At 65.8% G+C, this 25,795-nt stretch carries 25 protein-coding genes; 16 read left to right on the top strand and 9 right to left on the bottom strand.

What is annotated here, in order from left to right; genetic code table 11:
* The first annotated feature begins 6 nt into the window (after nucleotides 1–6).
* From BHK69_RS04760 to BHK69_RS04725, 8 genes are all read left to right on the top strand, one after another.
* Complete coding sequence (locus BHK69_RS04760; protein WP_083269123.1) at nucleotides 7–735, top strand: RNA-binding protein; 729 nt, start codon at nucleotides 7–9, stop codon at nucleotides 733–735.
* Complete coding sequence (infB, locus tag BHK69_RS04755; protein ID WP_069689107.1) at nucleotides 732–3,593, top strand: translation initiation factor IF-2; 2,862 nt, start codon at nucleotides 732–734, stop codon at nucleotides 3,591–3,593. Before BHK69_RS04760 ends, infB begins: the two co-directional genes overlap by 4 nt.
* Nucleotides 3,594–3,749: 156 nt before the next feature.
* Complete coding sequence (rbfA, locus tag BHK69_RS04750; protein ID WP_069689106.1) at nucleotides 3,750–4,199, top strand: 30S ribosome-binding factor RbfA; 450 nt, start codon at nucleotides 3,750–3,752, stop codon at nucleotides 4,197–4,199.
* Nucleotides 4,192–5,151 carry a tRNA pseudouridine(55) synthase TruB gene (gene truB, locus BHK69_RS04745; RefSeq protein ID WP_069689105.1) on the top strand — a complete coding sequence of 320 codons (960 nt, stop codon included), beginning with the start codon at nucleotides 4,192–4,194 and terminating at the stop codon, nucleotides 5,149–5,151. Before rbfA ends, truB begins: the two co-directional genes overlap by 8 nt.
* A gap of 311 nt (nucleotides 5,152–5,462) precedes the next feature.
* Nucleotides 5,463–6,719, top strand: a complete 1,257-nt coding sequence (locus BHK69_RS04740) for an extracellular solute-binding protein (RefSeq protein WP_069689104.1) — start codon at nucleotides 5,463–5,465, stop codon at nucleotides 6,717–6,719.
* 7 nt (nucleotides 6,720–6,726) lie between these two features.
* Nucleotides 6,727–7,650 carry a carbohydrate ABC transporter permease gene (locus BHK69_RS04735; protein WP_069689103.1) on the top strand — a complete coding sequence of 308 codons (924 nt, stop codon included), beginning with the start codon at nucleotides 6,727–6,729 and terminating at the stop codon, nucleotides 7,648–7,650.
* Entirely contained in the window at nucleotides 7,647–8,489 is an 843-nt protein-coding gene (locus BHK69_RS04730; protein ID WP_069689102.1) for a carbohydrate ABC transporter permease, read from the top strand. Before BHK69_RS04735 ends, BHK69_RS04730 begins: the two co-directional genes overlap by 4 nt.
* A 203-nt stretch (nucleotides 8,490–8,692) precedes the next feature.
* Nucleotides 8,693–11,188, top strand: a complete 2,496-nt coding sequence (locus tag BHK69_RS04725) for a methyl-accepting chemotaxis protein (protein ID WP_069689101.1) — start codon at nucleotides 8,693–8,695, stop codon at nucleotides 11,186–11,188.
* Between the two features lie 24 nt (nucleotides 11,189–11,212).
* Here BHK69_RS04725 and BHK69_RS04720 read toward each other — a convergent pair whose 3' ends face one another.
* Nucleotides 11,213–12,148 carry an AraC family transcriptional regulator gene (locus BHK69_RS04720; protein ID WP_069689100.1) on the bottom strand — a complete coding sequence of 312 codons (936 nt, stop codon included), beginning with the start codon at nucleotides 12,146–12,148 and terminating at the stop codon, nucleotides 11,213–11,215.
* Between the two features lie 216 nt (nucleotides 12,149–12,364).
* On the opposite strand from BHK69_RS04720, the gene BHK69_RS04715 reads away from it, so the two are divergent.
* Nucleotides 12,365–12,730 (top strand): Atu4866 domain-containing protein, encoded by a 366-nt coding sequence (locus tag BHK69_RS04715; RefSeq protein ID WP_069689099.1) that lies wholly within the window; start codon nucleotides 12,365–12,367, stop codon nucleotides 12,728–12,730.
* Between the two features lie 57 nt (nucleotides 12,731–12,787).
* On the opposite strand, the gene BHK69_RS04710 is transcribed toward BHK69_RS04715, so the two are convergent.
* The gene (locus tag BHK69_RS04710) at nucleotides 12,788–13,399 is read right to left on the bottom strand and encodes an NAD(P)-dependent oxidoreductase (RefSeq protein WP_069689098.1); all 612 of its coding nucleotides are present in this window, start codon (nucleotides 13,397–13,399) and stop codon (nucleotides 12,788–12,790) included.
* Between the two features lie 124 nt (nucleotides 13,400–13,523).
* Here BHK69_RS04710 and BHK69_RS04705 point away from each other — a divergent pair, with 124 nt between their 5' ends.
* The 5 genes from BHK69_RS04705 to BHK69_RS04685 all read left to right on the top strand — a co-directional run bounded on the left by BHK69_RS04705 (nucleotide 13,524) and on the right by BHK69_RS04685 (nucleotide 18,443).
* Nucleotides 13,524–13,916: a winged helix-turn-helix transcriptional regulator gene (locus BHK69_RS04705; RefSeq protein ID WP_425285548.1), complete on the top strand. Its 393-nt coding sequence runs from the start codon at nucleotides 13,524–13,526 to the stop codon at nucleotides 13,914–13,916.
* 152 nt (nucleotides 13,917–14,068) lie between these two features.
* Nucleotides 14,069–14,338 (top strand): 30S ribosomal protein S15, encoded by a 270-nt coding sequence (gene rpsO / locus BHK69_RS04700; protein ID WP_069689097.1) that lies wholly within the window; start codon nucleotides 14,069–14,071, stop codon nucleotides 14,336–14,338.
* Between the two features lie 260 nt (nucleotides 14,339–14,598).
* The gene (pnp, locus tag BHK69_RS04695) at nucleotides 14,599–16,767 is read left to right on the top strand and encodes a polyribonucleotide nucleotidyltransferase (protein ID WP_069689096.1); all 2,169 of its coding nucleotides are present in this window, start codon (nucleotides 14,599–14,601) and stop codon (nucleotides 16,765–16,767) included.
* 176 nt (nucleotides 16,768–16,943) lie between these two features.
* Nucleotides 16,944–17,708, top strand: a complete 765-nt coding sequence (locus BHK69_RS04690) for an alpha/beta fold hydrolase (RefSeq protein WP_069689095.1) — start codon at nucleotides 16,944–16,946, stop codon at nucleotides 17,706–17,708.
* 99 nt (nucleotides 17,709–17,807) lie between these two features.
* A complete protein-coding gene (locus BHK69_RS04685; protein ID WP_069689094.1) occupies nucleotides 17,808–18,443 on the top strand; it encodes a pyridoxamine 5'-phosphate oxidase family protein in 636 nt (211 codons plus the stop codon).
* Nucleotides 18,444–18,734: 291 nt separating this feature from the next.
* On the opposite strand, the gene BHK69_RS04680 is transcribed toward BHK69_RS04685, so the two are convergent.
* The 5 genes from BHK69_RS04680 to BHK69_RS04660 all read right to left on the bottom strand — a co-directional run bounded on the left by BHK69_RS04680 (nucleotide 18,735) and on the right by BHK69_RS04660 (nucleotide 22,664).
* A complete protein-coding gene (locus tag BHK69_RS04680) occupies nucleotides 18,735–19,733 on the bottom strand; it encodes an adenosine kinase (protein ID WP_069689093.1) in 999 nt (332 codons plus the stop codon).
* Nucleotides 19,734–19,814: 81 nt separating this feature from the next.
* On the bottom strand, nucleotides 19,815–20,195 hold the full coding sequence (locus BHK69_RS04675; RefSeq protein ID WP_069689092.1) for a helix-turn-helix domain-containing protein: 381 nt from the start codon (nucleotides 20,193–20,195) through the stop codon (nucleotides 19,815–19,817).
* Nucleotides 20,192–20,752 (bottom strand): Smr/MutS family protein, encoded by a 561-nt coding sequence (locus BHK69_RS04670; RefSeq protein WP_069689091.1) that lies wholly within the window; start codon nucleotides 20,750–20,752, stop codon nucleotides 20,192–20,194. The genes BHK69_RS04675 and BHK69_RS04670 overlap by 4 nt, the downstream gene beginning before the upstream one ends.
* 2 nt (nucleotides 20,753–20,754) lie before the next feature.
* Nucleotides 20,755–21,936 carry a murein transglycosylase A gene (gene mltA, locus BHK69_RS04665; protein WP_148663319.1) on the bottom strand — a complete coding sequence of 394 codons (1,182 nt, stop codon included), beginning with the start codon at nucleotides 21,934–21,936 and terminating at the stop codon, nucleotides 20,755–20,757.
* Nucleotides 21,933–22,664, bottom strand: coding sequence for a Tim44/TimA family putative adaptor protein (locus BHK69_RS04660; protein ID WP_069689090.1), 732 nt, complete (start codon nucleotides 22,662–22,664; stop codon nucleotides 21,933–21,935). The genes mltA and BHK69_RS04660 overlap by 4 nt, the downstream gene beginning before the upstream one ends.
* Nucleotides 22,665–22,915: 251 nt before the next feature.
* Between BHK69_RS04660 and secB the strand changes: the two genes are divergently transcribed.
* Nucleotides 22,916–23,407, top strand: coding sequence for a protein-export chaperone SecB (gene secB / locus BHK69_RS04655; RefSeq protein WP_069689089.1), 492 nt, complete (start codon nucleotides 22,916–22,918; stop codon nucleotides 23,405–23,407).
* A gap of 171 nt (nucleotides 23,408–23,578) precedes the next feature.
* A complete protein-coding gene (locus BHK69_RS04650) occupies nucleotides 23,579–24,313 on the top strand; it encodes a TerC family protein (RefSeq protein ID WP_069689088.1) in 735 nt (244 codons plus the stop codon).
* Between the two features lie 149 nt (nucleotides 24,314–24,462).
* On the opposite strand, the gene dnaQ is transcribed toward BHK69_RS04650, so the two are convergent.
* Together dnaQ and coaE are read right to left on the bottom strand one after the other, a co-directional pair.
* The gene (gene dnaQ / locus BHK69_RS04645; RefSeq protein WP_069689087.1) at nucleotides 24,463–25,170 is read right to left on the bottom strand and encodes a DNA polymerase III subunit epsilon; all 708 of its coding nucleotides are present in this window, start codon (nucleotides 25,168–25,170) and stop codon (nucleotides 24,463–24,465) included.
* Entirely contained in the window at nucleotides 25,163–25,789 is a 627-nt protein-coding gene (gene coaE / locus BHK69_RS04640; protein ID WP_069689086.1) for a dephospho-CoA kinase, read from the bottom strand. The genes dnaQ and coaE overlap by 8 nt, the downstream gene beginning before the upstream one ends.
* Nucleotides 25,790–25,795 lie beyond the last annotated feature (6 nt).

The raw sequence follows: 25,795 nt of genomic DNA, 5'->3' as shown, positions 1-25,795 counted from the left end.
ACGCAGATGCAACGGGCTGTCTCGATGAGCGAGACGCGGAAAGACGGCCCGGAGCGCAGCTGCGTCGTGAGCCGGGCGGTGAAATCGCCCGACGACCTGATCCGCTTCGTGGTCGGGCCCGACGGGGTCCTGACGCCAGACCTCCGGCGCAAGCTGCCGGGGCGAGGCGTCTGGACGAGCCTGAGCGCCAAGACCGTCAGCGAGGCGGTGAAGCGCAAGGCCTTCGAGCGATCGCTCAAGGCGAAGATCACCGTGCCGGCCGATCTGGTCGCGATGATCGATAGCCTGATGCTGCGCGATGCGCTGCAGGCTCTGGCGATGGCCAACAAGGCCGGGCTGGTCTCGAGCGGCTTCGCCAAGGTCGAGGCCGTGATCGGATCTGGTCGCTGCGCAGCGGTGATCGAAGCCAGCGACGGCGCCGAGGATGGCCGCCGCAAGATCGGACAAGCCCTGAAGCGGGCTGAGATTGCCCGCGAAAGCGCGGGTTTGAAGGTACGAAAGACACCTGTCGTCGCAATTTTTGCGGCGACGGATTTGGAATTGGCGTTGGGGCGGGCACATGTGATACATGCGGCGCTTGCTCCGGGTCCGGCGGCCGAGGGTTTCCTCTTCCGCTGGCGTCGGCTCGTCCGCTACAGGACGGACGATGTCGGTGCGACGGAGCCTGACCACCCGGCGCACTCCGACCCCTTAGACGAACAAACGACCGAACCGGCAGGACCGAACGCGGAATGAGCGATACCAAGACCCCGGGCGATAAGACCTTGACGGTCAGCCCCCCGAAGACCCTGACGTTGAAGCGTCCTGTCGAACAGAGCACTGTCCGGCAGAGCTTCTCGCATGGGCGCTCGAAGCAGGTCGTCGTCGAGGTCAAGCGACGCGCAGCCGGCCCCGAGGTCAAGGAGGCGCCGATCGCGCGCGCCCCTCAGCCTCAGGTCCAGCAGGCTGCGCCGCGCCCGGTTCCTCCGGCGCCTACACCCATCACACGACCGGCCGGCAGCATGCTGCTGCGCACGCTCTCGGAAGACGAGAAGGACGCCCGCCAGCGCGCGCTCTCCGACTCGCGCGACCGTGAAGCGGAAGCGCGCCGCATCGCCGAGGACGAAGCGCGCCAGCGCGCCGTCGTGATCGAACGCGAGCGCCAGGAGCGCGAAGCCGCCCTTGCCCGCCAGCGCGAGGAAGAAGAGCGTCGCCGCCAGGAAGACGATCACAAGCGCCGCGCCGAAAGCGCTGCTCGCCAGCGCATGCATGACGAGCAGCAGGCTCCGCGTCCGGCATCCCCCCAGCCGCCGCGTGACGCCGCGCCCGCTCCGCAAGGCGATAGCCCGGCGGCTTCGCCGGCAGCCCCGGCGCCTGCTTACGCCCAGGCGCCCCGTCCGGCTCCTTCCGGTCCGCGTCCCGATTTCGCCCCGCGTACACCGATGCGCGATATCGGTGCTCGCCCGCCCCGTCTGGACTCGCGCCCGCCGCGCCTCGACACCCCGCGCCCGCCGCGCCCGGTCGATACGACTGCACCGGCCGAGCCAGCCATCACCCGGCCCACGCGCCAGGCGCCCTCCACGGCAGCGCCGCGCAGCCGTCCCGATGACGCTGAGGCGCGTCCCGCGTTCCGTCGTCCCGGCGGCTTTGCCGGCGGTCCGCCGCGTGGCGCACCCGTGCCCGCGCCAAAGACTCCCAAGGTCGGCGAGAAGCCGCGTGGCCGCCTGACGCTGTCGACCGCGACCGGCGGCGACGACGAGCGCACGCGCTCGGTCGCGGCCTTCCGTCGTCGTGTCCAGCGCATGACCGGGCACCGCGCCTCGGACGTCGCCAAGGAGCGCGTGATGCGCGAGGTGATCGTTCCCGAGACGATCACCATCCAGGAACTCGCCAACCGCATGACCGAGCGTGGCGTCGATGTCATCCGCCTGCTGATGAAGCAGGGCGCGATGCACAAGATCACCGATGTGATCGACGCGGACACGGCCCAGCTCGTGGCCGAGGAAATGGGTCACACCGTCAAGCGCGTCGCCGATTCCGACGTCGAAGGCGGCCTGTTCGACATAGCCGATCCCGAGGACACGCTTCTCCCGCGTCCGGCCGTCGTCACCATCATGGGCCATGTCGACCACGGCAAGACCTCGTTGCTCGACGCGATCCGTCAGACGCATGTCGTCACCGGCGAAGCCGGCGGCATCACCCAGCATATTGGCGCCTATCAGGTGAAGACGCCGTCGGGCGCACAGGTCACCTTCATCGACACGCCCGGCCACGCCGCCTTCACGGCGATGCGCGCCCGTGGCGCCAAGGTCACCGACGTCGTCGTGCTCGTGGTCGCGGCCGATGACGGCGTCATGCCGCAGACGGTCGAGGCGATCAATCACGCCAAGGCGGCCGGCGTGCCGCTGATCGTGGCGATCAACAAGATCGACAAGGCCGATGCCAGCCCCGAGCGGGTCCGCTCGGAGCTGCTGCAATACGAGATCCAGGTCGAGACGCTCGGCGGCGAGACGCTGGAGATCGAGGTCTCGGCCAAGACCGGCAAGAACCTCGACAAGCTGCTCGAAGCCATCGCGCTGCAAGCCGAACTGCTCGACCTGAAGGCCAATCCCGACCGGCCGGCCGAAGGCACCGTGATCGAGGCCAAGCTCGACCGCGGCCGTGGCCCGGTCGCGACCGTGCTTGTCCAGCGCGGCACGCTGCGCACCGGCGACATCGTCGTGGCGGGTTCGGAATGGGGCCGCGTGCGCGCCCTGATCGGCGACACCGGGGCTCATATCAAGGAAGCCCCCCCCTCGCTTCCCGTCGAGGTGCTCGGCTTCAACGGCACACCCGAGGCCGGCGACCGCGTTGCGGTGGTCGAATCCGAGGCGCGCGCCCGCGAGATCACCGATTACCGTGAGCGCCAGAAGCGCGACCGCATCGCCGCGCGCGGCGGCGGCTCGGCGGCGGGCCGTTCGCTCGCCGACATGATGCGCGACCTCAAGGAAGGCGCTGGCCGCAAAGAATTCCCGCTCGTCGTCAAGGGCGACGTGCAGGGTTCGGTCGAAGCCATTGTGGGAACACTGGAAAAAGTCGGCAACGACGAGGTGCGCGCCCGTGTGCTGCAGTCGGGCGTCGGCGGCATCACCGAATCCGACATCACGCTGGCCCAGGCTTCGGGCGCTGCCGTGATCGGCTTCAACGTGCGCGCCCATAAGGAAGCGCGCGAGGCGGCCGAACGGGCCGGCGTCGAGATCCGCTACTACAACATCATCTACAACCTCGTGGATGATGTTAAGGCGGCGATGTCGGGCCTGCTTGCTCCGACGCTCCGCGAAACCATGCTCGGCAATGCGCAGATCCTCGAGATCTTCGCTGTCTCGAAGGTCGGCAAGATCGCCGGCTGCCGCGTCACCGACGGCACGATCGAGCGCGGCGCCAATGTCCGCCTGATCCGCGACAATGTCGTGGTTCACGAGGGCAAGCTCGCCCAGCTCAAGCGCTTCAAGGACGACGCCAAGGAAGTCGTGGCCGGCCAGGAATGCGGCATGTCCTTCGAGAACTACCAGGACATGCGCCCGGGCGACGTCATCGAGTGCTACCGCGTCGAAGAGATCAAGCGGACGCTGTAAAAGCAGCCGCTTCCCCAAGGAAGCGCGTCATGGCCGGGCTTGACCCGGCCATCTCGTGACGAAAAGAGCGCCGTCCAGCGCCTCATCCTTCAAGAGATGGCCGGGTCAAGCCCGGCCATGACGTTTAATCCGGTCCGATCCCGGAGAACGAGAACCATGGCAAGACCAGCAAAACCGTCCGGCCCCTCGCAGCGGCAGTTGCGCATCGGCGAACTGATCCGCCACGCCATCGCCGAGTTGCTCGCGCGCGGCGACATCCATGACGATGTCCTCGCCAAGCACGTCATCACCGTGCCCGAGGTGCGCCTTTCAACCGATCTGAAGCTCGCGACCTGCTACATCATGCCGCTCGGCGGTGGTGACGTGAAGCCGGTGCTCAAGGCGCTGACCGCCCATAAGCGCTATATCCGCGGCGAGATCGCCCATCGGGTGAACCTAAAATACGCGCCCGATGTCCGCTTCCTGCAGGATGAGAGCTTCGCCGAGGCCGAGCGCGTCGATGCGCTGCTTTATTCCGACAAGGTGCGCCGGGACATCCTGAAGCAGCCGCTACGGATCCAACAGGACCACCCGAACCAGGACGAGGGAGGGCAGGACGATGAGTGAGGTCGCCGCTGCCGAAGACGCCGCCCTGCCGGCGCAGGACGAAGGTCGCAGCTTTACGCCGCGCCCGAAGAAGCGCGACGTGCATGGCTGGGTCGTGCTCGACAAGCCCGTCGGCATGACCTCGACCCATGCCGTCAGCGTGGTGAAGCGCGCTTTCTCGGCCAAGAAGGCCGGCCATGCCGGCACGCTCGATCCGCTCGCCTCGGGCCTGCTGCCGATCGCACTCGGCGAGGCGACCAAGACCGTTCCCTTCGTCATGGACGGGCGCAAGGCCTATCAGTTCACCGTCGCCTGGGGCTCACAGACCGACACCGACGATACCGAGGGCAAGGTCATCGCCACTTCGGAAACCCGTCCGGAGGAAGCCGCGATCACCGCGCTGCTGCCGCGCTTCACCGGCACGATCCAGCAGGTGCCGCCGAAATACTCCGCCATCAAGATCGCCGGCGAGCGTGCCTATGATCTCGCCCGCGAGGGCGAGGAGGTGACGCTGCAGGCACGCCCCGTCGAGATCGACGCGCTGCGCATCGTCAGCCACAGCGCCGAGACCACGACCTTCGAGGCCGAATGCGGCAAGGGCACCTATGTGCGGGCGATCGCACGCGATCTCGGCCTGGCGCTCGGCTGCCTGGGGCATGTCGCCCATCTCCGGCGCACCCGTGTCGGCCCGTTCAGCGTCGCGGATGCTGCCAGTGTCGAGAGCCTGCGCGAGAGCCCGGAGGCGGCGACCGCCGCGCTCCTGCCGGTGAAGACCGCGCTGTCGCTGATCCCCGAGATCGTCGTCCATCGCGACGCGGCGCTGCGCCTGAAGCGCGGCCAGAGCGTGCTGCTGCGCGGGCGCGACGCACCGGTCGAAGCGCAGGCCGTCTACGCGACCTCGGGCGGCGTGCTGATCGCGACCGGCTCGATCGACAATGGCGAGCTGGTGCCGCACCGCGTCTTCAACCTGTAATTTCCGGTCATTTTCTGACAACATTGCATGTCTGGCGGCGTTGCATGTCTGGCGGCGTTTGTGGTCTCGAACTGGTCTTGCTGCGCTCTAGAGCCGTTTTCGATCCAACTGGATCGCAAACGGCTCTAGCTCTTTGTTTTGACGCGTTTTCTTCACGCGAACCGGTGCCCACTTCGCTGGAAAACGTTCTGCTCTGAATCCCGATTGCATCGGCCGAGCGGCCAAAATAGATTGGAGCGGGCAGACCTGTTAGAGACCATAGAGCCGGCGCTGCGCGACCAGATGCGGCCCGACGTCAGGGGATGAAAACCATGATCGCGATCGCTCGCCGCCTCAGCATCGCCGCCGCGGCCATTGTCGCGCTTGTCGGCGGACTCTCCGGTATCGCCTCCGCGCAGACGGAGCTGACTTTCTGGACCTGGCGTCAGGAGGATCGCGCGGCGTATCAAACGTTCTTCCAGGCCTTCGAAAAGGCCAATCCCGGCATCAAGGTCAGATTCGAGGGCTTCGAGCCCGCCAACTACCAGACCATCCTGTCGACGGCGCTGGCGGGAGGGCGCGGGCCCGATGTGATGCAGGTGCGGGCCTATGGCAATCTCGAGAGCATCGCCAGGCCCGGTTATCTCATGGCGCTCGACAAGGCCAACGCGCCTGAAACCGCCAATTTCCCCGATTCGGCGCTGGCGGCCGAGAGCCTGCGCGCCGACGGCAAGGTCTACGCGCTGCCCTTCGCCTCGCAGACCATGCTGGTGGTCTACAACACCGAACTCTTCGCCAAACACGGAGTCACCCCGCCCGGAAGCTGGGACGAACTCGTGGCCCTGTGCAAGGCTCTCAAGGCCAAGGGTGTGACGCCGTTCGCCAACGGCACCGCCACAGCCTGGCAGAATGAGACCATCGTTCAGGCGCTGCTCTCATCCCTGCTCGGCAAGGAGTTCGAGGCCGACCTGCTTTCGGGCAAGGCCGATTTCACCGATCCGCGCTTCGTCGGCGCGCTGACCAAGTTGAACGAGCTCAAGGACTATTTCGCGCCGAATTTCTCCGGCATCGACTACGCCTCGTCGCAGCAGCTCTTCGCCGCCGGCAGCGCGGCGATGTTTGCCGGCGGCTCCTACGAGGTCGCGGCCTTTCAAAAACAGAATCCGCGCCTCAAGCTTGGCGTCTTCGCGTCCCCGCCCGCCAAGGCTGGCGAGCCGTCGCTCGTCGCCGTTTTCTACGATGGCGGCTATGCCGTGAACGCCAGGACGGACAAGAAGGAGGCGGCGCTGAAGCTGGTGCGCTGGCTCGGCACGCCAGAGTTCGGGACGATGCTGAGCGGCACTCTGCAGAACGTCTCGCCGATCAAGGGCGTCAAAGCTGAGGCGCCGGCAGTGCAGCAGGTGATGAAGCTCAACGAAAACGCGATGTCGTACCTCATGCTGGTGCATTTCCGCTACCAGGAGCCCTCTGGCTCGGTGCTGCTGCAAGCTGGCGTGCAGAAGATGCTCGCCGGGCAGACGACGCCCGCCGAGGTCGGCGCCGAGATCACCAAGGGCATCGCGACCTATTATACGCCGTTCAAGAAATAGCTGAGCCATGTCGGATATGGGTTCGGCCACCCGCCACCGGGTCTGGGTGACGTTCCTCGTCACGCCGCCTCTGGCGGTGATGGCGGTGTTCGTGGTCTATCCGATCCTGTCAGCGTTCTCTTACGCCTTCTTCGCGTGGCATGGCCTGTCGCGCGAGGCCTTCGTCGGGCTTGAAAATTTCGTCGACCTGTTCACGAAGCCGCATTACGCGCAGCCGATCATGCGCGCCTTCGGACACAACCTGATCGTGCTCGCGGCCCTGCTCGTGGTGCAGAACGGCGGCGGCTTTCTGCTCGCCTGGTTCTTGCACCGCGAGCCCTTCGGCTTTCGCTTTCACCGGGTCGCTGTCTTCCTGCCTGTCATCCTGTCGAGCGTGATCGTCGCCTTCCTCTGGAAGCTGCTGCTTCATCCGAATTTTGGCGCAGTGAACGGCGCGCTGAACGCGGCGGGGCTGGGCAGCCTCGCTCTGCCTTGGCTGGGCGACAGCCGCACCGCGCTTGCCGCCCTGATCTTCGCCAATGCCTGGCACTGGATCGGCTTCCCGACGCTGGTCTTCCTTGCGGGCATGCAGCGCATTCCGCGCGAGGTCCTGGAAAGCGCCGAACTCGATGGAGCGAGCCAGATCCAGGTTCTGCGCCGCATCGTCTGGCCACTGGCGGCGCCGAGCGCGACGGTGACCTTCACCCTGCTCTTCATCGGCGCCTTCAACTGGTTCGAGCTGCCCTATCTGATGACCGGTCTCGAAGGTTCGCCCTTCGGTTCGACCGATGTGCTCGGCCTCGTGTTCTACCGCCTCGCCTTCGGCAACCAGAGTGCCAGCGTTCAGGATTTTGGCCATGGTTCGGCCTTGGCGACACTGCTCTTCCTGTTCATGGCGGCTGTCGCGACGGCGGCAACTATTCGTCTGCGCCGACGCGAGATCGCGCTGTGACGCGCTGGTTCGCTCGTCCCGGCGATCTTGCCAGCGCCGGCATGGTCCAGCTCGTGCTGATCCTGAACTCAGCGTTGATGCTCTACCCGATCGTGATCATGGTGTTCGCTGCCTTCAAGCCGACGGCGGAGATCTTCGCCAGGCCCTTCGCGCCGCCAGATTTCAGCCATGTCGACAATTTCGTCCGTATCGTCGAGGAAGCCAATTTCCTGCGCTATCTCGGCAATTCGATCCTGGTCACGGGCGTCTCGGTCGCGCTGATCCTGGTACTGGGGACGATGGCGGCCTATGCGATTGCACGCTACCGGTTTGCGCTGGCGACGCCGATCTTCCTGATCTTCCTTGCCGGGCTGATGCTGCCGCTGAAGCTCGCGATCATCCCGCTCTTCGTCCAGATGAACGGGCTCGGGCTGATCGATTCGCGGCTCTCGCTGATCCTGATCTATGCCGCGATGGGGCTGCCATCGACCGTCTTCATCATGACCGGCTTCCTGCGCACCTTACCGGGCGAACTCGAGGATGCCGCCCGCATCGACGGCGCCTCCGAGCCGCGCATCATGTGGTCGATCATGCTGCCCTTGTGCAAGCCGCCTCTGGTGATCGCGGGCATCCACAATGCCGTGCCGGTCTGGAACGATTTCTTCTTCCCGCTGATCTTCATCCAGAGCGATGCGCGAAAGACGCTGCCTCAGGGCCTGACCACATTCATCGGCGAGTACGCGACCGACTGGGGCATGCTGTTCGCCGGGCTCACCATCGCGGCGCTGCCGATCACGCTGGTCTACATCGTGCTATCGCGCCAATTCATCGCCGGGATGACGCAGGGCGCCGTGAAATAGGGTGGCGTGCTGATCGCGACCGGCTCGATCGACAATAGCGAGCTGGCGCCATGCAGCGTCTTCAACCTGTGAACTCGTTTGGAATCACCTGCACGCATAGGTTGGTAAATCAAGCGTAAACGCAATTTCAAGGCTTCTGCGGCAATTTGATCCAGTTGCCGTGCGGCAGAAAGCGCGCGCGGCCGGGCGAGCTGGGGCCGCACATGACTTTGTCGACTTCGAACCTGTCGATCAGGCATATCCTGATCGGCTTGATCTGCGCGATGGCGCTGACGACCTGCGGCCTGACGCTCCAGGAAATCTGGTCCTCCTACAAGCGCTACGGCGTGTCCCAGCAGGTTGTCGGGCTGGCGGGATTGAACCGGAACCTGTTCGATGCGCTCGGCGCCTTCCGGCTCGAGCGCGCCTCGATGCAGAGCGCCGTCATCCTGCCGAGCGACAAGAACCAGTCCTCGATCGCCACCTATCAGCAGCGACGCAAGCAAGTCGACGACGCCATCGCACAGGCGAATTCGGTACTGACCGCTTCGAACCGCCCGGCTCTCGCCCCGTTCCAGCGCGACCTCGCCGCCATCTATGACGAGACTCGCAAGCTCCGCGACAGCGTCGAGAGCGAGCTCAAACAGCCGGCCGAGGGCCGCGACAAGCAGATGCCCGAGCGTATCCTCGCTGTCGGCGAGAAGCTGCTGGTCAGCCTCGACAAGACGTCATTGGCCGTCGACAGCGAGATTCGCGCGCTCAATCCGGCTCTGACCGAACTCGTGGTCGCGCGAGCGCTTTCCTGGGCGACACGCACCTATGCCGGCACGTCCGGCGTCATGGTCAGCACGATCACGGCGCAGCAGCGCCCCTTCGACGCGAGGGAGACGCGCATCCTGTTAAACAATGACGCCAGCGCGCTGGCCAGTTGGCAGGCCCTGCGCGACATGGCCGACACCGCCCAGACCGACCCGGTGATCAAAGCCGCCATCGTCAAGGGCCAAGCCACCTATTTCTCCGGCCCGGTCAAGGAGATGCGCGAAAAGCTCGTCGCCCAGGCGACCACCGGCAGCAAGCCCAGCATGTCGGTCGACCAGTGGCGCGGCGAGATCGTACCTGCGCTCGAAACCATCGCGGCCGTCGCCAGCACGGCGCTGGACCAGGCCATCGCAGGAGCGAATGCAGCCGCAGATCAGGCCTTTTCCGAACTCCTGAAATATGGCGCCGTCCTGCTCGTCAGCCTGCTGATCGCCATCACTGGATATGTCGTGGTGCGCTCGCGCGTCACCACCCCGCTCGCGCAGATGACGACGGCGATGACGCAGCTGGCGAAGGGCGATCTCGATGCCGCGCTGCCGCGGATCAGCCATAAGGATGAGATCGGGGCGATGGCGAGCGCCTTGTCGGTCTTCCAGGAAAATCTGGTCAAGATGCGCGAGCTTGAGCAATCGGAGCGCGCAGCCTCGGCCGCTCGCCTGGCGCGGGCGCAATCGATGGAGGCCGTGGTCTCCGATGTCGGGGATGTGGTCGCGGCTGCGGCGTCGGGCGATTTCTCGGCACGGCTGCAGATCGAGCATGCCGATGAGCAGATGCAGAAGCTCGTCGCCGGCATCAACGAGATCAATGCCGTGGTCGACAGCGCCACATCCGAGTTCGCCGCCGCCCTGCACGCGGTTGCGGGCGGGGACCTGACCGCCCGGATCGAGACCGCCTATCGCGGCAAGTTCGCCGAACTCAAGGGCGCGATCAACGAGACGGTCGACCGCCTGTCCTCGACGGTACGCACGATCCAGACGACCTCTGCGGATGTCGGCTTGGCCGCCCGCGAAATCACCATGGGTGCTGACGATCTGTCGAAGCGCACCGAGGAGCAGGCGAGCTCGCTGGAGGAGACCGCAGCCACGACCGAGGAGCTCGCAGCCTCGGTGAAGGCCTCGGCCCAGGCCTCGAAGAACGCCGCCGCGATCGCGACCGAGGCCATGCAGGCAGCCCAGTCAGGCGGCGTGATCGCCGGTCAGGCAGTCGATGCCATGGCGCGCATCGAGAGCGCCTCGCAGAAGATCTCCGACATCATCCGGGTGATCGACGACATCGCCTTCCAGACCAATCTGCTGGCGCTGAACGCGGCGGTGGAAGCGGCGCGCGCCGGCGATGCCGGCAAGGGCTTTGCGGTCGTCGCCTCGGAAGTCCGCACGCTGGCGCAGCGCTCGGGCGCTGCCGCCAAGGATATCTCCGGCCTGATCTCGTCCTCCAACATGGAGGTCGATGCCGGCGTCAAGCTGGTGCGCCAGGCCGGCGACGCCCTGACCCAGATCCTGGCGGCCTCGCAGAAGGTCGCGGCCACCATCGCCGAAATCTCGGCGGCGTCTGGCGAACAGGCCAACGGCATCGACGAGATGAGCCAGGCTGTCGCCCATCTCGACGAGATGACGCAGGCCAATGCGGCGCTCGCCGAACAGAGCGCAGCCTCTGCCGGTTCGCTCTCGGGCCGCATCGTCCAGCTCAATGACCTCGTCGCGGCCTTCAGGACGGGTCCTGAGGGTGCAGCTGCCTCACCGGCCAGTCATGGCTCGGAGCCCGCGCGCCTGCGCAAGCTCGCCGAAGCCGCCTTCGGGCAATCCCGGGCGGCGACGCCGGCCCACGCCCCGGCGCGGGCCTCTGCACCGGCCAAGCGCGCCGTCAACGGCCGCGCCAATGACGCCGGATGGGAGGAGTTCTGAGACGGGGAAGGCCTGAGCGCAGCCTCAGGCTCCAACCATCTCCAAGGCTGAAGCACCGCGCAGCCTTGCAACGTCCCGCAGCGGCGGCGCGCCGAAGAGCCGGCGATATTCGCGGCTGAACTGCGACGGGCTTTCATAGCCGACCCTGAAACCGGCGGAAGCGGCGTCCAGCGCCGCGCCCAGGATGAGCCGTCGCGCCTCCTGCAGGCGCAATTGCTTCTGGTACTGCAGCGGGCTCATCGCGGTGACCGCCTTGAAATGCTGATGCAGCGCCGAGGGGCTCATGCTCGCCTCGGACGCCAGCACCTCGATGCTGAAGGTCTTGTCGTAGTTGCGCCTGATCCAGCCTATGGCCTTGTTCACCTGCTGCAACTTGCTTTCCGCCGTCGCGATCTGGCGCAGGCGGGCCGCCTGTTCACCATTCATCAGGCGGTAGAGGATCTCGCGCTCGGCCAGCGGCGCCAGAACCGCGATGTCATGCGGCGTCTCCAGCAGCCTGACCAGCCGCAGCATGGCATCGAGCAGTTCGGGCGCTGCCGGATTCACGGCAAGCCCCGGTCCCGCGCCGGTATGACCGCCCTCGCCGGGTTTTGTCGCGTTGGGCTTGGTCGCGTTGGGCTTGCTCTCCAGCATCAGCGCACTGAGCTGGACGGGATCGAGATCGAGCCTCACGGAGAAATAGGGCTCCTCAGTGCTGGCCTCCACCACCTGGCCGATGATCGGCAGATCTACGGAGACGACCAGGTAATGCGTCCGATCATAGAGATAGATCTGCTCGCCCAGCATGACCTGCTTGCGGCCCTGCACGATGATGCAGAGCGCCGGCAGATGCAGCCCATGCATCGGCTCGGTCGGCTGGCTGGACCGGATCAGGGCAAGCCGCGGGATCGCTGTCTGATGCACGCCATCCAAGGTCACGAGGCGGCCGAGCAACGCCGCCAGTTCATCCGCCTGCCGCATCCAACCGCTCCATCATAGGGCCAACGCTGGTCCAAACGGCGCCAGCGTCTGGATTTTCATACAAGGAATTGGTGGTTCCTGCGACCCGAAGCCAGCACTCACGGAGGATCAGGCAATCCTTGCGGCGCTTCGGTCTATCGCCCGCGAGCCCGCATGCGGCATTCATCTCCTCGCACTGGCCCAATTAGGTGGCCGCTCGAAACACAGGAGCAAGCCATGCAGTTCAATCGCGTTCTCACCGCGTTCAGCGCGCTCACCGGATCCATCCGCGCCAACAACGCAACCCACCCGCTCGAGATCGACCTCGAAGCCCTGATGCAGCCCAACGCCGCCGAGCGCGCCATGATGGGCGTCTGGGTCGCCGATGACGGGGCGACCCGGCTCTCGCTCCTGCCGAACGGCCGCTATGGCAAGACGCTCCGTGCGGGTCGCGACATCTATCGCGGCCGCTACGAGGTCGACGGGTCGCGCCTCTATTTCGAGGGCGATACCGGCCGCACCGCGATCGGCGAAACCCGCCGCGGCATTCTCACGCTGGGCGACCATCGCTTCATCAGGCCGGGCGCACGCAGCGCCGCATGAAAAAGGGCCGGCGCAGGGTGGCGCCGGCCCTCGTTTTTTCAGTAACCGCGCATTTTTTCAGTAACCGACCGTGAAGCGCCTGCGGCTATGGGCCGGCTTCTCCAGCTCATCGACCAGCGCCACCGCGAAATCCTCGGCGGAGATCGCGCTGTTGCCGCCGGCATCGACCAGCAGCTGATCGCCGCCGAGACGGAACTTTCCAGTCCGCTCACCGGGAGCGATCACGGCCGAGGGCGACAGGAAGCTCCAGTCCAGCGCCGTCTCCTGGCGCAGAAGCTCGAGATAGGCGCCACCCTTCTTGGCCTCGGCATGGTAGATCGCGGGGAAATCGGGCGTGTCGAACAGCTTCACGCCGGGAGCGACCTCAAGGCTGCCTGCGCCGCCGACGACGAGGTAGCGCTTGACGCCGGACTGCTTCACGGCCCCGAGCAGCGCTTCCGCATCGCTCGCCAGATAATGGACGGAGCTGATCACCGCCTCATGGCCGGCAAGCAGTCTGGCCAGGCTGTCCTTGTCGAAGATATCGCCCTTGACAGCGGTGACGCCGGGCAAGGCTGGAACCTTCTCCGGATTGCGGACGATGGCCGTGACCTTATGGCCGCGGGAGACCAGCTCCGACAGAATGCGCGAGCCGATGAAGCCGGTGGCGCCGATGAGTGCGATTGTCATGACATGGTCCTGTTTTTCCAGTATCTGATGGATACTACCACTCCAATGGAGCCTAGATGGCTCGCCTGTTCCCTTCCGTAAAGAAGGCACTTCCGCGAGACATGGTCACCTCCAGGAAACCCGCATGCTGCAGCGCCCCAATCCCTTCGACGCGCAATGCCCGACCCGCAAGGTGCTCGACCGCATCGGCGACAAATGGGCGGTGTTGATCCTGATCCTGCTCGAGCATGAGACGCTGCGCTTCAACGAACTGCGCCGGCGCATCGAAGCGATCTCCCAGAAGATGCTATCGCAGACGCTGAAGAGCCTGGAGCGCGACGGCCTGATCCGCCGCGAGGCCTTCCCGACCGTGCCGGTCACGGTCGAATATTCGCTCACCGAACTCGGCCGGACGCTTGCCGTGACCGTCGACAGCCTGAGGATCTGGGCGGAAACCCATATCGGCACGGTCGAGGCGGCGCAGCGGCGCTATGATCGCGGGGCCGGGCCGGATTTGGCTGAAACCGCATCGCGCTAGCCTTTCCCGCCGTTTCGTGTATATGCCCAGCCAACCGGCGTGAAAGCCGGCTGCGCATCCTCTCCTCGATGAGAGCGATTGCGGGCTTCGGACCTTGCTGGACGACATCCCGGCCTGGCCCGCCAGATCAACCCCAATATGAGGATCTCACGATGTCGATCACTGCCGAGCGCAAGACTGCGCTCATGAAGGAACACGCCACCAAGCCGAACGACACCGGCTCGCCGGAAGTCCAGGTCGCGATCCTGACGGAACGCATCAACAACCTGACCGGCCACTTCAAGTCGCATGTCAAGGACAACCATTCGCGTCGCGGCCTGCTCAAGATGGTTTCGCAGCGCCGTTCGCTGCTCGACTATCTCAAGAGCAAGAGCGAGCCGCGCTATAAGAGCCTGATCGAGAAGCTCGGCATCCGCCGCTGATCGAGCGCTGACTGCTTCACGCCCGGTGCGACATCGCTCCGGGCGGTTTTCCAGGATCTGCCGCAATGGGGCGGCGTCCTGATTTCATCGCGGGAGCCGCAAGGGGCGGCCTTCCCGCATGACCCGCCGGGCGTCCTCGATGTCCATGGCAGGATCGCCGAGCGCTCGGGCGCATATTTTCACAAAACCCGAGCTTTCCGCCGTCTTGCTCATGGGCCGGAGACACCGGCCGGGTCGCATCCGATCCGAAAGACAAATCCATGTTCGATGTACAGACCGAAGAACTGATCTGGGGCGGGCGCAAGCTCGTGCTCGAAACCGGCAAGATCGCCCGCCAGGCCGATGCGGCCGTGCTCGCGACCTATGGCGAGACCGTCGTGCTCGCCACCGTCGTCTCCGCCAAGACGCCCAAGGCCGGGATCGACTTCTTCCCGCTGACCGTGAACTACCAGGAAAAGACCTTCGCCGCCGGCCGCATTCCCGGCGGTTATTTCAAGCGCGAAGGCCGCCCCACCGAAAAAGAGACGCTGGTCTCGCGCCTGATCGACCGACCGATCCGCCCGCTCTTCGTCGAGGGTTACCGCAACGAGACGCAGGTCGTCTGCACCGTGCTGCAGCATGACCTCGAGAACGACCCCGACATCGTCGCGATGGTCGCCGCCTCCGCCGCGCTGACGCTGTCGGGCGTGCCCTTCACGGGCCCGGTCGGCGCTGCCCGCGTCGGCTATTTCGACGGCGCCTACAAGCTCAACCCGCTGGTCGACGAGATCAAGGAATCGCAGCTCGACCTCGTCGTCGCCGGCACGCCCGACGCCGTTCTGATGGTTGAATCGGAAGCCAAGCAGCTCTCCGAGGAGATCATGCTCGGCGCCGTGATGTTCGGCCACAAGCACTTCCAGCCGGTCATCGACGCGATCATCCGCCTGGCCGAGAAGGCCGCCAAGGAGCCGCGCGACTACGTTCCGGCCGACAACTCCGTCGTTCTCGACGCGGTTCTCAAGCTTGTCGATGCGGATATCCGCGCCGCCTACCAGATCAGGACCAAGGCCGAGCGCTACAAGGCGCTTGACGCCGCCAAGGCCAAGGTCGCTTCGCTGATCTCGGAGACGCCGGACGGCAAGACCACCTTCACCAAGGAGCAGGTCGGCGGCCAGTTCAAGGAAGCCCAGGCCAAGGTCGTGCGCTGGACCATTCTGGACGACGGCGTCCGCATCGACGGCCGCGATCTCAAGACCGTGCGCAAGATCGTCGCGGAGGCCGGCATCCTGCCGCGCACCCACGGCTCGGCGCTGTTCACCCGCGGCGAGACGCAGGCGCTGGTCGTGACCACGCTGGGCACCGGCGACGACGAGCAGTTCATCGACTCGCTGGAAGGCACCTACAAGGAAACCTTCCTGCTGCACTACAACTTCCCTCCCTATTCGGTTGGTGAAGCTGGCCGCATGGGCTCGCCCGGCCGCCGCGAGATCGGCCATGGCAAGCTCGCCTGGCGCGCCATTCGCCCGATGCTGCCGGCGAAGTCGGAGTTCCCCTACACCATCCGCGTCGTCTCGGAGATCACCGAGTCGAACGGCTCTTCCTCGATGGCCACCGTCTGCGGCACCTCGCTTGCCCTGATGGATGCCGGCGTGCCGCTGAAGGCGCCGGTTGCGGGCATCGCGATGGGCCTGATCCTGGAAGGCGAGCGCTTCGCGGTGCTCTCCGACATCCTGGGTGACGAGGACCATCTCGGCGACATGGACTTCAAGGTCGCCGGCACGGCCGAGGGCATCACCTCGCTGCAGATGGACATCAAGATCGCCGGCATCACCGAGGAGATCATGAAGGTCGCCCTCGATCAGGCCAAGGGCGGTCGCGACCACATCCTCGGCGAGATGAACAAGGCGCTTTCGGTCTCGCGTGGCCAGCTCGGCGAGTACGCCCCGCGCATCGAGACGATGAAGATCCCGGTCGACAAGATCCGTGAAGTCATCGGCTCCGGCGGCAAGGTCATCCGCGAAATCGTCGAGAAGACCGGCGCGAAGGTCAATATCGAGGACGACGGCACCATCAAGATCGCCTCGGCCGACGGCAAGTCGATCGAAGCCGCGATCAAGTGGATCAAGTCGATCGTCTCCGAAGCCGAAGTCGGCATGATCTATGACGGCACCGTCGTGAAGATCATGGAGTTCGGCGCCTTCGTGAACTTCTTCGGCGCCAAGGACGGCCTGGTCCATATCTCGGAGCTGGCTGCGGCTCGCGTCCAGAAGGTCTCGGACGTCGTCAAGGAAGGCGACAAGGTCAAGGTCAAGTTCCTCGGCCAGGACGAGCGCGGCAAGATCCGCCTCTCGATGAAGGTCGTCGACCAGGAGACCGGCGAGGATCTGACCGAGAAGCTCAAGGCCGCTCGCGACGCCGAGAAGAGCCGCGAGCGCACCACCGCCGAGTAAGCAGCACACGATTCACGTGAAACGAGACGCCCCGCATCGCAGGATGCGGGGCGTTTTTTATTGCTCGTCTCTCATCAAAGAGTGAGAGCAGGATCGATGGATCCTGCTCTTAGGCGATGCTGACAGATCCATGATGCGAGCTGCTGCAGTCTTCCGCGGCAAACCAGGGTCCAGCAATGAAGTCTTTCACCGTCCCAGCCGCCGATGCGGGGTTGCGCTATCACGACATCGCAGGCGAAGGCCCTGCGCTTCTCTTCATCCATGGGCTGGGCTGCGCCTCGTCTTGCGACTATCCGAGCGTCGCGGCGGACGCCGCCTTGCGGGGGCGGCGCATGCTCCTGGTCGACCTGCTGGGCTCGGGCTTCAGCGATCGGCCGACCGGGTTCGGCTACACCATCGAGGACCATGCCCGCAGCATCGTGGCATTGACCGAGCATCTGCGATTGACCGAGCTCGATCTGTTCGGCCACAGCATGGGTGGGGCGGTGGCCATCACGGCGGCGCGGATGCTGGGTGAGCGCCTTAGGCGGCTCGTCCTCGGCGAGCCCAATCTGGAGCCCGGCGGCGGCTTTTTCAGCCGGCGTATCGCCGCCATGACCGAGTGCGACTATATTGAGCGCGGCCATGACGAACTCGTCCAGGCCAGCCGCTCCGAAGGCAACGCTATCTGGGCCGCGTCGCTCGCCATCAGCGCCCCCTATGCGGCGCATCGCGGGGCCTGCTCATTGGTCGCCGGCAGCATCCCGAGCTGGCGCGAGATGCTCGCAGAGCTGCCGCAGCCGCGCTGCGTCCTGTTCGGAGAGGCGACACTTCCAAGCAGCGATGCGGAGGGTCTTCCCCGGCTCGGCGTCAACGTCGCCATCATACCGGCAGCCGGGCATGCCATGGCCTGGGAGAATCCGGCCGGCCTGGCCCAGGCGATCGCGCGCGCCTTGTCCTGAGATGGCATGGGTCCGGGATGGTATGGGTCCGGCCGGCGTGAAGCCGGGGTGACGGCTGATCGTCAATAGTCTAGACTATTAGGCCCCATGGAGATTGGCATGCCCGACCACACCCTCACCTCGCTTGATGACCTTGCGGCACTTTATCCCAACCCCATCGCCCCGGCCTCGGTCGCCAAGGAGATCGATCACGTCGATGCGAATTACGGCGCCCTGATCGCCGCCTCGCCGTTTTTCGTGCTCGCGACCAACGGTCCGGACGGTCTGGATTGCTCACCGCGTGGGGATATGCCGGGCTTCGTGCGACTCCGGGACGCGAAAACGCTCCTGATTCCGGACAGAAGAGGCAATAACCGTCTGGATTCATTGAAGAATATCCTGTTCGACAACCGAATCGGAATGCTCTTTTTGATCCCCGGTTACGGCGAAACGCTGCGCGTGAACGGCACGGCGACGCTTTCGACCGATCCCGAGCTCTGCGCGGGCTTCGCGATGGCCGGAAAGCTGCCGGCCTGCGTGATCGTGGTCGCGGTGGAGAGCGCCTACTTCCAGTGCTCGCGCGCAGTGGTGCGCGCCGACCTCTGGAACCCGGCAGCACAGCTCGACAAGCGCAGCCTGCCGAGCGCCGGACAGATCCTGCGCGCGATCACGGAGAAGAACGACAAGCTCGAGACCTTCGACGGCGAAGCCTATGACAAGGCGCTGCCGGAGCGGGTGAAGGCGACGCTGTATTGAGGGGTGTGGTTTTCCCTTCTCCCCCATCAAAGTCGGCTGTTGCCGACTTTGACACTTTGGGTTGCCCATCTCGGGCAAGCCCGAGATGGGTGGAGAAGGTGGCAGCGCGAAGCGCTGACGGATGAGGGCAGAGCCTCAACCCAAGACAAGAAAAAAGGGCCGCTTGCGCGACCCTTCCCTCATCCGTCTGCTCCGCAGACACCTTCTCCCACCCATGTCGGATGTTTCCGACATGGGCCTCCTACTTGCCAAGATCGGGCAAGCCCGATCTTGGTGGGGAGAAGGAAGGGCTCACAGCAGCCCTTCGTTCCCTGCCAGCACCTTCAGGTTCACATCCGGCCTTGCGCCGACATGGCTGATGATCTCGGCGGCGGCGAGCGCGCCCAGGCGCAATGCGTCGCGCACCTCGCGGCCAGAGGTCAGGCCGAAGAGGAAGCCGGCAGCGAAGAGATCACCCGCGCCGGTGCTGTCGACGATGCGCTCGACGGGGAAGACCGGCTCGGCGACGATGCCGTCCGGCGTCACGGCCAGAGCGCCTTTCTCCGAGCGGGTCACGGCGGCGAGGATGTTCTCGGCCCGCAACGCCGCCAGGGCCGTCTCGAAGTCAGCGGTCTGGTAGAGGCTCTTCAGCTCGTGCTCGTTGGCGAAGACGATATCGACCATGCGGTTGCGGATCAGGCCGAGGAACTCGTCACGATAGCGGTCGACGCAGAACGAATCCGAGAGCGTGATGGCAACGCGGCCACCGGCCTTGTGGGCGATCTCTGAGGCCTTGCGGAAGGCCTCCTTGGCCGCCGGCGGATCCCAGAGATAGCCTTCGAGATAGATGATGTCGGCGCTCTCAACCGCCTTGGCGTCGACATCGGCGACAGTGAGCCCCTGGCAGGCGCCGAGATAGGTGTTCATCGTGCGCTCGCCATCGGGCGTGACGATGATGAAGGAGCGCGCGGTCGCCGGACCATCGGCCGCGAAAGCCGTGTCAAAGGAGACGCCGAGCGAGGTCAGGTCATGCCGGTAGAGCTTGCCAAGCTCGTCGGCCTTGACCTTGCCGATAAAGGCGCCCTTGCCGCCGAAGGAGGCGAGGCCGGCGATGGTGTTGGCGGCCGAGCCGCCGGAAATAACCTTGCCCGGGCCCATGGCGGCGTAGAGCGCCTCGGCGCGGGCCTCGTCGATCAGCATCATCGCGCCCTTGGCGAGGTCGTGCTTGGCCAGGAAGTCCTCCTCGGCGGAAGCGATGACGTCGACGATGGCGTTGCCGAGGGCGAGGACGTCGGTGCGCGAATTGCTCATGAACAGGTCCGGATGCTGATCTTAAGGAGAGGTTGGCGGCGCGTGTTGCATCCGCCGGGCTTCGGGTCAAGCAAGCCGGGCTCAATCCGGCGCAGCAGCGCGGCGAATCGCGGCTTCGTCGAGGATATCCGCAAGACGTTTGAGTTCATCCGGCTCCAATACCGCGATCTCGCGGGCGAGGCGGTTGGCGAGCAGCGTCGCCTCGGCATCGAGGCCGGCCGTATCGACCGTGACCCGCGGATGCGAGAGATCGGCAAGGCGCACCAATTCATCCGCCTCGTCCCAGATCACGCCCAGCACATGGATGACGCCCTGGATCAGCACGAAGGTCGGCCGACCGCGCTTGCCGTGTTCCAGCGCCGAGAGATAGGCCGGGGTGACGCCGAGCGAGCCCGCCATTTGCGCCAAGGTGACGCCACGGGCCGCGCGCAGGGCCCGCACCCTCTGGCCGAAGGGGGTCATGGCCCGATCTCGCGCTGGCGGCGCAGGCGTATATAGAGCGCCCCTGTTCCGCCATGGCGCTGCTCGGCCTCCTCGAAGCCGACGACCAGCGGACGCAGATCGGGCAGGCGCAGCCAATGCGGCACCATGCGGCGCAGCACTCCGCGTTCCTCGCCGAACAGGCTGTCTCCAGCCGCGCCCTTGCCGGTGACGACCAGCGCGAGCTTGCAGCCGCGCGCCTGCTCGCGCCGCAGAAAGGCGCGCAATGCCAGATGCGCTTCGTCCTGGCGCATGCCGTGCAGATCGATCACCGCCTCGACGCCCTGCTGGCCGCGCCGCAATTGGGTGCGCAGGCGGCGTTCGAGCGGCGCCAATGGCGGTGGCGCCGGTCTGGATTGGGCCAGCTTTGCAGCCACCGCTGGAATGGTGGCCTCAGCCATGATGGGGGTGGGCGCAGCCGGCTCCGGCTGCTCGGGCTCGACCGGCTTGCGGCCGGGAAGCGGGGTCACCGAGCGCGCGACTTCGCGCCAGAGCGCGATATCGGCCGGCGACAATGTCTTGCCCCGCCGCGACCGCATCGTCAGGGCCTCGGATCGCGCGGCCAGAGCACGGTGAAATCGAAGTTGTGGCGGATCAGCCCCGCCCGATGTCCGGCCACCGCACCCGAACCGACGAAGAGGTCGACCCGCGCCGGCCCGAGGATTGCCGAGCCGGTATCCTGCGCGATCATCAATCTCGAAAGCCGTTCGCTGCCGCCTTGTCCATCGGGGATCGTGGCATCGATCCAGGCGGGCAGGCCATAGGGCCAGACCGTGCGGTCGATCGCGATGCTGCGCAAAGGCGTCAACGGCAAGCCGGCTCCGCCGATCGGTCCGGAATCCGGCGGCAGATCGTCCCGGCGCGCGAAGAAGACGAAGGAACGGTTGAGCGCGATCAGATCGCGGGCGAAGCCGGCATCGGCTTTCAGTCGCGCGATCAACCGGTCCATCGTCATCTCTGCAGGCGGGATGTTCTCGCGCTCGCTCAGCGCCCGGCCGAGCGAGGTATAGGCGTGGCCGTTGCGGCCGGAATAGACCAGTCGCGTCACCCGGCCATCGGGCAGACGGATCCGGCCGGAGCCCTGGACCTGCAGCACGAAGCGATCGACCGGATCGCGCATCCAGAGGATTTCGAGCCTCTGGCCATCGAGCGCTCCCGCCTCGATCGCGGCGCGATCGGGGAAGGGCACGAGCCCCCGCGCCGTACGGCGCGCCGCCGATAACCCGGCCTCGATGCCCGGCCAGTCATCGCCGGGCTGGCGGGTCACCAGATCGGCCGGGCGGCCATAGAGCGGCGTCGGAAAAGCTGCGGAGCGCGTGAGCGAGCCCTCGAATTCGGGCTCGAAATAGCCGGTCATGAAGCCGGCCTCAGCGGCCGCGGGGCGGATTCGCCAGAACGAGAAATTCTGCTCGAAAAACCGACGCGCCGTCTCGCGATCGGGTCGGGCCTTCTGCGCCAGAAGACGGGTGCGGGCGCAGATGAGGTCCAGCACTTCGGGGGTCGGCACAGACGCTCGCAGCGGCGGGTCTGTCATGCAGCCGCGTGCAAAGATGTCCAGGGCAATGCGATGATCGTCCTTGGCCCATCCCGGAATGCCGGCGACGGACACCGCCTCGGCGCGCGCGCCGGGCGGCAGTGGCGGGGCCTGGGCGAGCGCTGCGCTCATGGCCGCACCGCAAGCCACGAGGCCAAGCGCCAGCGCAGCAACGGCGCCACGGATCACGCGGCGGATTCGGTGGCGACCAGGAGCCAGTTGGGGTCGCGGCTGCCGAGCTGGCGCGCGAAAGTCCAGATGTCGTTGACCTCGGAGACCGCTTCGGCGCTGCCGTCGACGACCGCGCCCTGAGCATCGCGCGTGACGCTGATCAATTGCGAGACGAAGGCCAGCGTGACCTGGCCGTTCTTGCCCTTGACGTCGACGGCGGTGATCTCCGCCTTGTCGATCGAGACGAAGGAGGATTCAGCCTTTTCGCCGCGCTTCTCACGATCCGTGATCGCCTGCTCGAAGCCCTCATAGACCTCCTTGGCGAGGAGGCCCTTCAGCACCTTGCGGTCGCCCCGCGCGAAAGCGGTGACGATCGTCTCATAGGCTGCCTTGGCGCCGCCGATGAAGGCGCGCGGGTCGAAGCCCGGCTCCTGCCGGATGATCGCCTCGATGCCGGCAACGATGGCCGAATCCGCGGGCGCGATATCCTTCCAGCGGTCGGCGGCGGGAGCCGGGCTCACCGCGGGATCATTGGCCGCGCCGGGCAGGCGGATGACGTTGTCGCGCTTGCTGTCAGCCGGGGGAGCCTGGTCGGGCCGCACCGGCGTTCCCTCGCGACGCGCGAAGGGGTCGGTCGGCGGCTGTTCCTGACCGGTCTTCTGACCCAGCACCGAGCGCAGCTTCCAGGCGACGAAAACGGCCAGAGCCAGGAAAATAATCGTCGTCATGTCGAAGGAATTTTGCATCGAAACCTGATCCGAAGCTCCAGTGGCCGCCTTGCATCGGCCTGTCCCCTAAAGGTTTTCGGCCGTGAAGCGTGATATGGTGATCAAGGCTCGTAACATCCACCCCTGAACTTGTGAAGGCGGCTTCTTGTGCCAGGGTGGCGTCCATGATAGCCGACGCCCGCATTGCACCGCAGGACGGCGCACAGTCCCGAACGTCTTAATCCGGCCCGGGATTTCCTTAAGTCAGCCTTCAGATCATGATGGGACCGATGGCCAACGACATTCCCAACGGCAACGGCGCGCAAGCCCCCGAGACGGCTCCGAGCATGAGCGCCCTGATCCAGTACACCAAGGATTTCTCCTTCGAGAATCCCAAGGCGCCGCGCTCGCTCAGCCAGCAGACGCAGCAGGGACCGCAGATGTCGCTGCAGGTCAACGTCTCGACCGCTCCGCTCGGCGAGGACGATTACGAGACCGTGCTGCAGCTCGAGGGCAAGGCCGAGCTCGGCGGCGAGACGCTGTTTGCTTTCGATCTCAGCTATGGCGGCGTGTTCCGCATCCAGAACGTGCCGCAGGAGCACATCCATCCTGTGCTGGTGATCGACTGCGCCCGCCTGCTCTTCCCCTTCGCCCGGCAGATCATCGCCGAGGCGGTCCAGAACGGCGGCTTCCCGCCCTTCTATGTGCCGTCGATCGATTTCGCGGCCTTGTTCCAGCAGCGCGTGCAGGAGCTCCAGGCCCAGGGCGCACCGAACGCCTGAGCCTTCCCGGCAGCATGACTTGCTACGGAAAGGGCCCTCGCGGGCCCTTTTTCGTTGACGGTTCTGCTCACCCACCCCTTGCGGCGGGCCGGGGGAATTTCCATCTCGCGGAGCAGTCGACGGCGGACGCTCATTCGGGCGCCCGCCGTTTCGCGACATGAAGGAGCCGGGATGGACTATCTGATGACGCTTGCCGCCGACCCCACGGTGTGGGCCGCGCTCGGGGCACTGATCGCCATGGAAGTCGTCCTGGGCATCGACAACCTGATCTTCATCTCGATCCTGACCAACAAGCTGCCGGAGGAGCAGCGCGCGCGCGGCCGCAAGATCGGCATCGGGCTGGCGCTGATCCTGCGGCTCGGCCTGCTCTCGACCGTCGCCATCATCGTGCAATTGACCACCCCGGTCTTCTCGGTGCTCGGCAAGGCCTTCTCCTGGCGCGACATCATCCTGATCGCCGGCGGCCTCTTCCTGGTCTGGAAGGCGACGAAGGAGATCCATCACAAGGTCGATGCCGACCATGGGCCCGACGTCTTCGATGGCGGCAAGGCGGCGGCCGTCACCTTCGGTGGCGTCATCGTCCAGATCCTGCTGCTCGACCTCGTTTTCTCCATCGACAGCATCATCACCGCCGTCGGCATGACCGATCATATCCCGGTGATGGTGATCGCCGTCGTCTTCGCGGTTCTGGTGATGCTGCTCGCGGCCGACCCGCTGGCGAGCTTCATCGAGCGCAACCCGACCATCGTGATGCTGGCGCTCGGCTTCCTGCTGATGATCGGCGGCACGCTGATCGGCGAGGGTTTTGGCGCGCATGTGCCCAAGGGCTACATCTACGCCGCCATGGCCTTCTCGGCTGCGATCGAGGGCCTGAACATGCTGTCGCGGCGCAAGACGAAGAGCTGATCAGTCGCTCTCCGTCCAGTCTCTTTCCGTCATTGCGAGACGCGCAGCGACGAAGCAATCCAGGGGCCTCGTGCGAGACGCTGGATGCTTCAGCCATCTCTCAAGGCTGAACACTGCGCTCGCAATGACGACCGCTCTACGAAGCCCGCTCACGCCTCGTCGGTCAGGCCGAGATAGCCGCTCCAGAGCGGCGTCTTCAGCGTGCGGATGAAGGTTTCGTGGGCGGCGATGGTTGCGTCGTCGAGGCGGGAGGCGAGAGGCCGCTGGCGTTGCGGACGGTCGATCGCCGCGCCGCCGAGTCCGCCACCGTCACCCGCCATCGCGACGCCCAGGCCAAGCGAAGTCTGCTTGCCGCCGATCAGCTCGATATAGACCTCGGCCAGGATTTCGGAGTCGAGCAGCGCGCCGTGCTTGGTGCGCCTGGTGTTGTCGATGCCGTAACGCGAGCAGAGCGCGTCCAGGCTGTTGGAGGCACCGGGATGCTTTCGGCGCGCCATGGCCAGGGTGTCGACGACGCGGTGCTGTTCGATCGGCCCATAGCTGAGCCGCTTCAGCTCCATATTGAGGAAGCCGATATCGAAGGCAGCATTGTGGATCACGAGGCGCGCATCGCCGATGAACTCGATGAAGCCATCGGCGATCGCCGCAAAGAGCGGCTTGTCAGAGAGGAAGGCTTCGGAGAGGCCGTGGACCCTGAAGGCGCCGTCCGGCATCGAGCGCTCGGGATTGATGTAGACGTGAAAATTGCGCCCGCTCGGGCAGTGATTGACCAGCTCGACGCAACCGATTTCGACGATGCGATCGCCGCTATTGGCTTCAACGCCGGTCGTCTCGGTATCGAGGACGATTTCACGCATGAGCGGCGCTCTCCACTGGAAGCCTGCGGCCAGGCCGGCCGGCAAGGACGCTCAGGATAGAACTCACCTGCCGCTGCGCGGCCAGCTGACCGCCGCCCGTGTCCACAAGGAAATGGGCCTGGCGGCGCTTCTGCGCATCCGGCATTTGGCGGGCGAGGATGGCGGCGAACTTCTCCTCCGTCATCTCCGGGCGCGCCAGGACGCGGGCGCGCTGGACCGCGGCCGAGGCGGTGACGACGAGCACGGCATCGCAACGCCCTTGCCCGCCGGTCTCCAGCAGCAGCGGAATATCGAGCACGACAAGCCCTGCGCCTGCCTTGCGGCTATTCCCGAGGAAGGCCTCCTCCTCCTCGCGAACGAGCGGGTGGATGATGCCCTCCAACCGCTTCAGCGCCTCCGCCTGTCCGACCACCGCCACTGAGAGACGCGCGCGATCGACCACGCCGTCACGGACGACACCGGGAAAGGCCTCGCCGATCAATGGCGCGGCGCGGCCGCGATAGAGCGCGTGAACGCAGGCATCGGCATCATGCACCGGCACACCACGCGCGCGAAAGAAGGCCGCGGTCGTCGATTTCCCCATCCCGATCGAGCCGGTGAGTCCGAGGATGAAGGTCATGCGATG

Source organism: Bosea vaviloviae, assembly GCF_001741865.1.
In the GTDB taxonomy this organism is placed as follows: Bacteria; Pseudomonadota; Alphaproteobacteria; order Rhizobiales; family Beijerinckiaceae; genus Allobosea; species Allobosea vaviloviae.
The sequence above is the reverse complement of the archived record's forward strand: the minus strand, read 5'-3'. Positions and strand labels throughout refer to the sequence as shown.